The organism is Thermodesulfobacteriota bacterium (assembly GCA_040755095.1).
In the GTDB taxonomy this organism is placed as follows: Bacteria; Desulfobacterota; Desulfobulbia; order Desulfobulbales; family JBFMBH01; genus JBFMBH01.
This window is the reverse complement of the sequence record JBFMBH010000001.1, coordinates 108,086-120,401: the sequence shown is the minus strand read 5'-3', so window position 1 is coordinate 120,401 and position 12,316 is coordinate 108,086. Positions and strand designations below refer to the sequence as shown.

Genomic DNA, 12,316 nt, shown 5'->3' with positions numbered 1-12,316 from the left:
CTCCCCCGGCCGATCCTTGGCAAGGTCTACTCGTGGGCCGCTGGCCGGAGCCGCTCCTGGGCGGTGGCCGCCATGACCGTCTGCGGGTGGTCCTCCAGGATGCGCTGGAAGCCCGGGCGGGCGCCGGCCCGATCCCCGAGCTGCCACTTGGCCTCGCTGTAATAGAAGAGCATCACCGGCGACAGCTTCTGGGCGCGGCCAAGATCCTCGCCGGCCCCGGACAGCCTCTGCATGGTGGCCAGGTCAGTCCACCGGGCCTTCTCGAAGAGGAAGCGGCCCAGCTCGTTGTCCAGGGCATGACGCACCGGCGTGTCCGGGTGCCTGGTCAGAAGCTCTCCGTAGACGCCCAGGGCGTCGCTGATCCGCGGCGGCTCGTGGTCGCGGATCAGAAGGACGATGAGTCGCCAGGAGCTCTCCTGGGCCAGGGGCACGTCCGGGCAGTCGTGGATGATCCGGCGGTAGATGGACGCCAGGCGCTCGATGTTGGCGTCGCGTTCCGGCGAGGTGGCGAGGCGAAAGGCCTCGCCGAACAGGGAGACGGCCTCCTCCTGCTGGGCCTCGAGCGCCACCGCCGGCTCCTGGGCCCAGGCCCCGCTGGCCAAGAACAGAGCTCCGACAACCGCCACCACCATCTGTCTCATCGCTCCTCCTCCCGGGCCTTGGCCCGGATCTCCACCCGCCGGCCGCCGCCCGCCACGCCCAGGACGGTGAGCCGTTCCCGGGCAATCCCTTTGCCCGCCAGATAGTCGGCCACCTGCCGGGCGCGCTGCCTGGCCAGCTCCTCATTGGCGACCGCCGCCCCGGCGTCGTCAGCATAGCCCCGGACCTCCACCTGCGTCGTCGCCCGGGCACTCAGAAGACCGGCCCAGCGGTCGAGGATCGCCGCCCCTCCCTCGTCCAAACGGTCCCCGCCAACAGCGAAGGGGATGGGCCCCAGATCCGGTGCCGCCTCGCTGGCGGGGCCGGTGAAGGCGCCCTGCAGGGAGGCCTTGATGGCCGCCGGATCCGGTACCGGGTACATGACGATCTCCAGATCCGGCCGCGTCTCGCCGGCCGCGCCGGCCACGGTCTGCGGCCGGGTGCCGGCGCTCAGCCCCTGGCCGTCGCCGGCCTCCCCGCCAAACATCGCCGGGAAGAACCCGGTCTCGGAACGGATGCCATAGGTGCCGACCAGCTGCCCCGGCTGCGGCCGGCCGCCAGCCATGGTCTCCCGGGCCACCAGGAAGAAGGGCGTCTCCGCCGGCAGGGCCAGGGTGAAGGCGCCGTCCGCGCCGGTGCGGGCCGAGGCCACATCCGGCCGGGGTACATCGAGATGCCGCTTGGCCAGCACCACCGCCCCTGCCACCGGCTGGCCCTGGCCATCCAGCAGCCGGCCGCGGGCGGTGAAGACCGCCGGCGCCGGGACACCGGCAAGGCGCTCCGGCGGCAGGCCGTCGATCCGGCCCAGGTCCAGGGTCTCCTGCCGGGCCAGGGTGAAGACCCGCAGCGTCGCCCTTTCCGGATCGGCTGCGAAATAGAACGCCTCTCCCGGCCGGGGCGGCCCCGGTCCTGCCGCCGGATCCCGCTGCAGCATGCCCAGGTAATAGCTGCCCGGGGCCAGCCGGACGGCAAAGCGGCCGTCCCCGTCCAGGCGACCCAGGGCCTCCGGCACCCGGGTCATGCCGGGATGGACCGGCGGCAGCCCTTTGGCCTCCAGGAAGAAGGCGACGACAGCGTTGGCCAGCGGCGCGTTGTCCACGAAGACCTGGCCGGACAGGGTGCCTGCCTTCTTCAACAAGAAGCCCGGCGCCGCGCCATGGGCGATCACCGGCACCAGCGCCAGGATGGAGCACAGAAGAAAACGGAGCATACGGTCACCTGCGCCTGGGCGTCTCCCCGGCCGGTTGTCCGCTCTGGCGGGGCTCTCCAAGAAGCTCCCTTCCTGCAAGCCTCGCGAAGCGAGAGCAGAAACGGTAGCCGGGGGATTCATCCCCCGGCGATGCCGGCGCCAGCCCTGACAGCAGCGGCACCCAAGCCTCGCGAAGCGAGAGCAGAAACGGTAGCCGGGGGATTCATCCCCCGGCGATGCCGGCGCCAGCCCTGACAGCAGCGGCACCTGCCGGCGGCATCGAGCCGCCACCTGGGCCGGGGATCTCGCCGGAGCACCCAGGTGGCAGCCCCGGCGGCGTTCTTCTGATCTTGGCTTCCTTCACGGCCTTTGGCAAGGGGCTGTCGCCACCACGACCAAGGCCCCACCGGGATGGCGGGGCCTTGGTTGTGGCGTGGGCGGGGGAAGACCGGTGGGGCGACGGCGGATGGGGTCAGTTGCACGCCCCCTTCACCGCCACGCCGATGATGGCGGAGCGGCCGCTGGCGTGGGTGACGGTGACGGCCTCGGTGCCGCCGCCGGTGACCGCGGTCCGGTAGCCGGCGGAGCCGCCCAGGGTGGACAGATTCTCCACTGCCTCGGTGTAAGTGCCGGGCTGGCCGTGGCCGGCGCTGGTGCTGGTGGAGTTGGCGGCATAGACCACCCGGTCGTTGGCGGTCCAGGTGATGTTGCCGGTGGCCACCTGGGTGCCGGAGGAGTTGGAGTTGTAAACGCCGCTGGGAGAAGCCACCGGGGTGGTCTGGCTCACCCCGTCCAGCACCATGGCGTAGACCCGGCTGTACGATTTGTTGCCGGTCATGGTCACGCTGACCGTGGTGCTGGTGGCAGCGTCGAGGCCGCTCTCCTTGAGATAGCCCAGCCACATGTTGCTGTAGCCGTTGTTGACCGTGGCCACCTGGGTCAGTGTCTGGCCGCCGTAGGTGACGGTCCAGGAGTTCGTGACATTGCCCGTGTATTCGTTCAACACCGCCACCAGCAGCAGCCGGTTGGAGTCGCTGCCGGCGGAGACGGTCTTGGTGCCGGAGGGCGAGCTGGCGGTGCCGCCGTAGACCGAGGTCCAGGTGTCCAGCACCGCCACCGCCGGGCAGGGGTTGATGGTGATGGGACCGGGGGAGTACGCGCTCACCGCCGGATTGATGCCGTCGTCGCTGGCGCCGTAGACATAGTACGTCCCGGGTGCCAGGCCGGTGGTGTCCCAGGCGCAGGTGGCATCGGTGCCCTCGGCGGCGGTGGCGCAGGCACCGGTGATGGCGACCCCATCGAGGCCGGTGTTGTCCACGTCGTAAGAGAAGGCGGCGGTCACCACATCCTCGCCGTCCTCCAGGGAGTAGGTGATGTTGTAGGAGCTGCCCGGATAAACGGCATCGCCGGCCCCGTCCGGCTGGCTTATGGCCAGGCTGGGCGCGAAGTTGGCGTTGGACTGCACCGCCACCGCTGTAAGGGCCCAGCGGCCGGACAAAGAGCTGGTGACCGTCTCCGCGGAGGTGCCGGTGGACGTGATCGCCTTGTCGCCGGCGGTGAGCTGGAACTGGCTGCCGATCTGGGTGTCGAAGCGCTCGGTGAAGTCGTTGCTGCCACCGGGCGGAGGCGGGTCGAAGGTGACCGCACCGTCGGCGTTGGCCAGGTAGACCGCGTAGCCGCCGGCATTCACCGCCAGGCCCGACCAGGCCAGGGCGGTGCCGCTGGTGCCGTTGGCAGTCACCGCCGCCGGCGCTGCCTGACTGGCGTTGGCCAGGGTCATGGCGGTGATGGCAGCCACGTTGGGGTTGTTGCCGTCGCCGTCGAAGCTGAGGCTGATGGCATCCCCGCTCTTGGCCGCCAGCTTGGCGGCAGTGACATAGCCCACCCACACCCCCTGCCTGCCGTCGCTGGAGCGGGTCACGGCCACCTGGCTGATGGCCTGGCCGCCGTAAGTGCCGCTGGTCACTGTCTCGTTGGTGTCGTAGCTGGAGGTGGTGTCCTCCCAGGCCACAGCGATGAGCACGATCCGGTTGCTGCCCGCTGCCGCCGCATAGCTGGCCGTGGCGGTGTTGGTGCCGCCGCCGGCGGTGGCCAGGGCCGAGGCCGGACCGGCCACGCTCACCGGCGCCACCACCGTAAGTGCCCCGGCCGAGTAAGCGCTCACCGCCGGGTGGTAGCCGTCGCTCACCTGGCCGTAGACATAGTAGGTGCCGGGTGCCAGGCCGGTGGTGTCCCAGGCGCAGGTGACCCCGCTGCCCTCGGCTGCCGCGGCGCAGGCACCGGGGAGGGCAGTGCCGTTCTCCCCGGCATGGTCGTTGTCCCGGTAGAAGGCCACGGTCACCGTCTCGTCGGGATCGTCCAGGGTGTACGTAATGGGATAAAGGTCGCCGGCGAACACCTGGTCGTTGACCCCGTCCGGCTCGGCGATGGCCAGTGTCGGGGCGGAGTTCACCGCCGCGGTGACGGTGATCGTGGCCGAGGACTGGCCGCCGCCGGCGTCCTTGATGGTGTAGCCGAAGCTGCCCATGGCGCCGGTGGCGGCGCCGCAGGTGAGGGCCACCTGGTTGCCGCTCATCTCCGCCGTGCAGTTGGCGTTGAGGCCGGCGGCATCGATGGCCAAGAGGTAGATGCCGGTGCCGGTATCGTTGGCCAGGGGAGCCAGGCTGGTGGTGAGGCCCGACCAGGCGGTGAGGCTGTCAGCTACCGCTGCCGCGGCCTTGAAGCCGGTCACCAGGCGGGTCTCCACGTCCAGCGGGCTGGCGGTGGCGGTGTTGCTGGCCGTTACGGTATCCACCCCTTCGGTCCAGCCGCTGGGGCTGTTGCAGGTGCCGGCGTAGAAGCTGCCGTTCCAGGTCATGGCCGTGCCGTTGCAGCCGCCGCCGGTGTAGGTGAAGGAGAGCGTCTGGCCCGCCCCCTTCTCACTGTAGGCCTCTACGGTCAGGGCGCCGGCTTGGTAGTAGGCCCTGGTGATGTGGATGTTGTCGGGGATGGCCGGTGCCGCGATGTTGGCGAACACCGGAACGTTGTACGTCGCGCCATTGGTCGGCATGCCACTCAGCCCTTCGAAATTGGAGAAGGAGCTGGAGGCAGGGACGCCCAGCAGTGAATCACCCGCGACATCGCCCCATTGCCAGTCATTTCCGTTGTTGTTCTTCAGGTAATTCTTGGCCCGCGTTCGTGTGCTGTTGGTGTCCGAGCACGGGTCATAGGGCTGCAGGCTGTTGCTGGAATAGCGATGATCGTCCCACGACGTGGTGTTGCCGGTGGCGCTTCCTTTGAGGAGGTTGAAAACCGACCGGCCAGGCGCGTAGCGCAGACTGTCCAGGGGCGCATATTGCCCACAGCCAGGGGCAGGGTAGTCGGCGCCTGGTTTTGGGGCTGCGTGCATGATCTGCACCGAATGGCACGTGAAACAGGCACCCATGTTCTCAACCTGGATCAGCGTTGCGCCGTCGTTGGCCGCGATGCGGTGCGAGGCCAACCCGGTCTGGGTCATCTTCGTGGCGTTTACGGGTCGGGTGGACGTGTTGATGAAGCTTGTTGTGGTGGCGTTGAAGTCATTGGCATACACGGTGAGACCATTGGTCGGCCCACCGATGTTGAATCCATGGTTGCCATTGCCACCGTCCACGTTCACGGAATACGTCATGGCATTGGTATGGCACAGACGGCAGGCAGGCTGTTTCGGGACGTTGGCGTCGGCATAGCCCAGGGCGTAGTCGGTATTCCAGCCGGTGCTGGAGGTGCCCACCGTGTCGGCGGTGGCGGCATAGCCGGTGGCCTGGGTGGGGGTGGCCGGCCGCGGGTCGGCATGGCAATAGGTGCAGTCGCCGGCCTGCGCGTAGGCGGTGGTGTGGTGCCGCACGCCGTCGTACTGGTACATCTTCTGGCCGCTGGGGCTGGCAGCGTCGTAGGCCGCCTGGTGGCAGGTCTCGCAGCTGACGGCCTGGTTGCCGCCGCCACCGATGTGGTGGCCGGGCTCGCGGCCGTTGTCCACCTCGTTTCTGATGCCGCTTGCGGTGTGGCAGGTCCGGCAGTCACCGAAGCCGGTGCCGTTGGCTCTGGTGTGGAGCTGCACCGCTTCCAGGGTGGTGATGGTGGCGCGGTCCGCGGCATGGCAGTCGGCGCAGTTGTAGTCCGGAGCGAGCAGGCCGCCGTAGACGCCGTACTTGATCTTGCCGCTGTAGTCGGCCTTGCGGTAGGCCGGCACCTGGTTGCCGGTGGACACCCAGGCGCCCTGGGAGGTGACCAGCTGGTCGTGGGCATCGGCCACGCCGTCGGCACCGTTGTCGTCCGTGAGGCCGTGCAGGGAATAGGTGCCCTTGGCGCTGTGGCAGGATTCGCAGCTCTGGGTGACGTTGTTGCCGCCGCCCACGTGGTGGCCGGCCTCGCGGCCGTTGTTGATGGCCGTGGTGCGGCCCGAGCCGTCGGTGGCATGGGTGGTGTGGCAGGTGGTGCAGCTGGGGTGCAGATCCAGGCTCTGGCTGGACGAGGCCATGGTGTGGCAGTTGCTGCAGGCCTTCTCCGCGCTGTGGCTGGTGGTGAAGGCGGTGTGGTCGCCGGCCACGTCGGCCACGGTCAGACCGTGCAGCCGGTACTGGCCGAGGGTGCTGTGGCAGGACTCGCAGTCCTGGGCATTGCCGTTGCCGCCGCCCACCTGATGTCCCGGCTCCCGGCCGTCGTTCACCACCGCGGTCCGGAGCGTGGCATCCGTGGCATGGGTGGTGTGGCAGCTGGAGCAGGCGGGGTGCAGATCCAGGCTGTCGCTGGCCGTGGCCATGAGATGGCAGTTGCCGCAGGCGCTCTCGCCGGTATGGCTGGTGCCGAAGCCGGTGTGGTCGCCGGCCACCGCGGCAATGGTCAGGCCGTGGAGTCGGTTTTCACCCTGGGCGTCGTGGCAGGTCTCGCAGTTGATCGTGCTGCCAGCGATGCCGCCGCTGATCGCCGCCACCACATCCGGATCGGCGCTGGTGTGGCAGGCCAGACAGCCGGGATGAAGGTCCAGCCTCGCCTGGGCCGAGCCCATGGTGTGGCAGATGGCGCAGTCGGCCGGATCGCTGCCGGCATTGGCGGACACGGACAGCATGTTGTGCCGCGCCTGCAGCTCGGCATCGATGGTGGCCAGGCCATGCATGGCATTGCCCCCCGGCCCGGTGTGGCAGGAGGTGCACTGGACCGCTGTGTTGCCGCCGCCGGACTTGCCGGTGCTGATGGTGGCGGTGACCGCCACGTCCGCCGAGAGGTGGCAGGTGGAGCAGGCGGCGCCATTGTGGAGAGCCAGCATCTCGACCTTGGTGCCCAGGGGTTGGTGGCAGCTGCTGCAGCCCGCCGAGGCATTGAGGTTGTTGTGGTCGGCGCTCTCGTTGCCGCCGTGGCAGGTGCCGCAGTAGTTGGCATCCCCCTCCACCGCCAGCCAGCTGCCGGCAGCCATGGCCTCGGAGCCGGGGCTTTGCCAGTAGGTCTTGGCCAGGGCCGAGCCACCGCCGTGGCAGCCGGCGCAGACCGAGGTGCCGGCCAGGGTCTGGCCGTCGGCGAAGGTCGGGAAGCTGCCGGTGTTGTGGCAGGCATCGCAGTCCACCAGCACCATGGCGCTGTCCTTGACGTGGGTGGGGTGCGAGTCGAAGGTGCCGTGGCAGGAGTTGGCGGTGCCGCAGCTCATGCCGGCGCCGCCGCCATGGGCAAAGGAGCGGGTGTGGGTGTGGCAGGCCATGCAGGCGTTGCCGGTTTCGCCCTGGTAGTGGTTGCCGGCATGGCTGGTGTCCGGATGGGGATCGTTGCCCGCCTGGTGGCAGGCGTCGCAGACGCCGTTGTCCGGCCCTGCCGCGGGGTCGAGATCAAGAAGATCGCTGTCCGCGGAGCCGAGGCCGGTGATCGCCACCGGATTGCTGGCGCCGGCCAGGCGGCCGTCGATGACCGGCAGCAGCATGGCCAGCTTGCCGGTGCCGTGGACATCGTGGCAGTCCTCGCACTGGTAGCCGGGGCTGGTGGCGTAGTCGGCGCTGTTGCCGTAGGCCGGGAAGGCGGCGGCAGCGTTGGTGTTGTACTTGCCGGTGATGGCGCCGGAATGGATCGTCGCCTCGGCGCTGGCGTCAAAGCCCAGGGCGCCGTTGGCGCTCTGGCCGACCTGGTGGCAGTCCTGGCAGACTTCGGTGGCCGCCGAGGTGGAGGCAAGGCCGTCGCCGGGCACCGCCATCAGCCGCCGGTCACCGGCGGTGTGGTTGAGATGGCTTGCGGTCGTCTCATGGCAGACGGCGCAGGCATAGCCCGGCCCGTTCTGGCCATGCAGGGTGGCGTTGAAGGGGGTCGTGCGGCCATGGCCGGTCAGGAAATAGCCGTAGGTGAGGCCATCCCCCGCCTTGTTGGGCGCAACGATGCCGGAGCCGTCCTGCCGGCTGTTGGCTGGCAGGTCATCGTGGCAGCCCAGACACCACGTCTCCTTGCCCGGCCGCAGGCCCAGGCCGGCATAGATCCCGTTCTTCCAGTTGGCCTTGGCGCCGGAGGCCGGGGCGTTCACGCCATCGTAGGCGCCGCCCGGGCTGTGGCAGGTGTCGCAGACGTCCGTTTCCGCCAGGCTGAGGCGGCCGTCGCCGCTTATGTCGGTGCCGGATTTGAAGAAGGGATAGTCGGTGGTGTCGTGGCAGGCGTTGCAAAGGAGACCGCCAGCGCCCTTGAGGTCGTCGGCGTCGGTCTCGGTGTGGGTGGAGTGGCTCTGAAAGGAGCCCTTGCCGCCCTGGTCCTGGTCCTTGCCGTGGCAGTCGGCACAGGCGGTGCCGCCGCCATCCGGGCCATGACCGAAGCCGTTGGCATGGGTGTGGCACAGGATGCAGTTGCCCCCCTGCCAGCCGTTGAGGTTGTTGTGCAGCTGGTCCGGGGCGGCGCCGTTGTTGCGGAAGTGGCTGGGCTGGGTGTGGCAGACCTCGCAGACGCCGTCGTAGGTGGCATCGCCGTCGGCAAAGGAGTTGGGCCCTTCCCGCCGGAAGAGCCGCACGGTCTTCGTGCCGCTGTTGGGCGTGGCAAGGCTGTTCTTCACCAGCTTGCCGTAGACGATGGCAAAGGGGTTGCCCACCGCGGCCTTGCTCAGGTCCATGGCCGGCTCGACCCAGACCGTGTCGCTGGTGCTCGTGGTGATCCGGTAGCTGTAGCTGAGCTGACTGGTGTTGGGGATGAGGAGATAGCCGGCAAAGCTGTTCGGGATCCAGCCGGCGCCGGCAAGGCTCAGGCTATTGGCGGTGAGGGCGGTGGAGCTGCCGGCAGCCACGTGGCTGGCCGCGCCGTATGTCCGCGGCTGCAGCTGGTGGTGCGGCCAGTGGCAGGTCCGGCATTCCACCGACCAGGTGGTGCCATAGCGGGTGCTGGTGGTCAGCGCCGAATGGGGCTCCACAAACTGGGCGCGCACGTCGTTGTGGCAGCTCCAGCACAGGTTGTTGGACGGCGTGTCGTCGATGTCCTGGGCCACGTGGGAGACCCAGGCCGGCGGCTCCTCCGCGATGTAGTGGCAGGAGTCGCAGCCCACCCCCGACGGCTGGTAATGGGGGTAGTCGATACCGAGCTGGTCCGCCAGCGCCGCCGGCGCAGCCAGGACCAGCCCGAAGAAAAGGGCCGCCAGGGCCGCCTTTGTGCGCATGGTCGTCTTCATGCCTGCCTTCGTGCCCATCCTCGGACCCTCGCTCCCTTCATGGCGCGATCCGGCACCCGCCCGGTGCCAGGCCATCAGCGCCGGCGTACCTGGATCACTGCCTGATCGGCGGCGATCAGGTGGCTCGCCGCCCCGGGCGGCGCCACATCGGTGACGTAATAGAGGGTGTAGAGCCCGGCGGGCAAGCCGCCCAGGTCTGCCACCCGGGTGTGGGTGAAGCTGTCTTCGGCCAGAGGCGCTGCCGCCAGCGCTGCGGGTCGCAGTTGCCAGAGGCCGGTGGCGCCATCGAGGAAGAACAGCCTCTTGCCACCCTTGAGGGCCAGGTACCCGGTGCTGGGGCTGCCGGCCTGCGGGCCTGCCGCCACCGCCACGCTCACCAGGGCTTGGCCGCCCGCCCCCAGGAGCAGAGGGCCATCGCCATGGTTGACCTTGAGGTCGGGGAGCGGCCACGCCGGCGGCAGGTGGGCCGGGAAGATGACATCGTCCAGCCACAGGCCGTCGAAGCCCTGGCCTTCTGCCTGCAGATACTCCCAGCGGAAGACGTGCCTGCCGGCGGGGATGTTGAAGCCGGCGTCGGTCCAATCCTGGCCGGCGGACCAGCGGCCCAGCTCGACGTTGTCCACCAGGAAGCGCAGGGCGCTCATCCCTGGCTCGGCCACGATCCTGGACCAGAAGGTCACCTCGCCGGCCGTCGTGGTCGCAAGTGGCACCTCGAGGAAGCTCATCTGGCCCGGAGCCAGGGTCGGGGCCGCCATGGCCATGGTGCCGGAATGGCTCGCCACGGCCTGCCGCGTCCAGGGGCTGTCGCCGCCGGTAAGCCACGGCAGGCTGGACGGGCCCTCGGCCTCGAAGGTGTCCAGGTCGGCGGCCGGCACGAAGCGGGCGGTGACGGTCTTGGGGCTGTCCGCCGTGAGGCGGCATTCCAGGCCGGTGCCGGCGCAATCCCCCCCCCAGCCGGCAAACACCTGCTCCGGCGCGGCAGCGGCCACCAGCACCAGCTCGGTGCCGCCGGCACAGGTCTCGGTGCAGTCGCCCGGGCAGCGGATGCCGCTGGCCTCGACGACGCCGGCGCCGGCCACCGCCACCGCCACCTCGAAGGTCCGGGTCACTGCCACCGGCCGGAACAGGGCGCGGATGGTATGGCTGGCCGTCACCCGGGTGAAGGTATAGGTGCCGGTGGCACCCACCGAGATGCCATCCACCAGGAGGTCGGCGATCTCGAAGCCCGGATCGGCGGTGATGGCAAAGACGGGGCTGTCGCCAAAAAGCGCCGGCACCTGCCCCGCCGGCGCGATCCGGCCGCCCGCCGCGGCTGAAGCCGCGATGGCAAAGCTGTCCCGGCCGAAGCGCGCCTCGACGGTATGGTCCGCGGTGACCGCAGCCAGGGTGTAGGCGGTCCGGGCGCCGGCGTCGCTCCCGTCCACCAGCAGCTGGGTCACGTGATGGCCCGGGTCCGGGGCCAGGGTCAGGGAGAGATCCTGGCCGAAGGGCACCGGGATGTCGCCGGAGGGGGTGACACGGCCGCCGGCCGAGGCCAGGACATGGACGATCGGCTCCGGCGACGGGCCGTAGACCTCCACGGTGCCGCTGTTCAGGGAGGCGACGAAGAGCTGGCCGCTGGCCGGGCCAACCGCCACTGCCAGGGGGGTGCGCAAGGGATGCTCGGGGTCGTACAGGGTGCCGATGAAGGCGCCTTGACGGTCGAACACCTGCACCACCCCCTGCTGGGCATCGCTGACCAGCACCCGGCCGGCGGCATCCACCGCCACGCCCAGGGGCTTCATGAGCAGGCCGGCGCCGGTGCCGTAAGTGCCGAAGCTGCGCCGATAGCCGCCGTCCAGGGTGAAGAACTGCACCCGGGCGCCCTCGTGGGGGCCCCGGGGCGAGGTGATGATGGGCAGGTCGGTCACCACCACCTCGCCGGCTGCCTCGTCGATGGCCAGGGCTGTGGGGAAGTGGAAGGAGCCGTTGCCGCTGCCCGGGGAGCCGAAGGCGAACAGCCGCCGGCCGGCGGGGTCGAAGACCTTGATCTGCTGCTCCTTGCTGTCGGCCACGTACACGGTGCCGGCCCGGCTCACGGCAATGGCGCTCGGCCGCCCGAATTCCCCGGCGCCTTGACCCAGGGCAAAGGGTTGCCGCAGGGTGGGGCCGAGCACCTCCACCGAGCCGGTCTCGGCGCTGCCTACGTACCAGCGGCCCTGGCGGTCGGCCGCCAGGCTGATCGGGTCGGCCAGTCCGGCCAGGCTGGCCTGCACCCGGCCCTGCCGGCTTGTGACCAGAAGACGGCTTCCCCCCGCCTCCAGCAGGCAGAGCTGCTCCGCGCCGTCCAGGGCCATGGCCGTGATCTTGCCGGTACGGATCGAGGCCAGGCGAGGATAGTCGCCGGCCAGGGTGCCGGCCTGGGACGATGCCGCCAAGCCCAGAAGCAGGACAGCGGCCAGGGGGAGCATGCGGATGGGGAAGGTTCTCATGACTGACTCCATGGGCGGGCCGTGCCCCGGCTCAGCATCCGGCCGTCGTGGACCGAGGTGCCCGAGCCGAGCGGCAGCCGGCCGGCCGGGACCGGGCAGGGCGCGGGGCCGCCTCGCTGACCGGCAAGCGATCCCACGATCAGTCTAACATGACGGCAAAGCCGGTCTCTATATGGTGAAGGTTTATTCACAGCTAAACAGAGGATAAGCACCGGGGGCAGCAGGCCGCCGGCTTGATGGCTGAATCCCGCTTCACCGTAACGACGCGGGGCGTCGGCCACCGGGGACGGCCGGGGGCGCGGCTGGGAAAGGCGTCCGTTGGCGATCAATTATGGTAGGAAAAATGGCAGGATAAGGCCAGTCGCAGGTCTATGGCGAAGA

4 protein-coding genes are annotated in these 12,316 nt (G+C 69.8%); all 4 read right to left on the bottom strand.

What is annotated here, in order from left to right; translation table 11 throughout:
- Window positions 1-26: 26 nt before the first annotated feature.
- Window positions 27-641, bottom strand: a complete 615-nt coding sequence (locus AB1634_00415) for a hypothetical protein (GenBank protein MEW6217980.1) — start codon at window positions 639-641, stop codon at window positions 27-29.
- Complete coding sequence (locus tag AB1634_00410; protein MEW6217979.1) at window positions 638-1,849, bottom strand: OmpA family protein; 1,212 nt, start codon at window positions 1,847-1,849, stop codon at window positions 638-640. Before AB1634_00410 ends, AB1634_00415 begins: the two co-directional genes overlap by 4 nt.
- Before the next feature lie 451 nt (window positions 1,850-2,300).
- Entirely contained in the window at window positions 2,301-9,464 is a 7,164-nt protein-coding gene (locus tag AB1634_00405; GenBank protein ID MEW6217978.1) for a hypothetical protein, read from the bottom strand.
- A gap of 74 nt (window positions 9,465-9,538) precedes the next feature.
- Window positions 9,539-11,935 (bottom strand): NHL repeat-containing protein, encoded by a 2,397-nt coding sequence (locus tag AB1634_00400; protein ID MEW6217977.1) that lies wholly within the window; start codon window positions 11,933-11,935, stop codon window positions 9,539-9,541.
- Window positions 11,936-12,316: the final 381 nt, after the last annotated feature.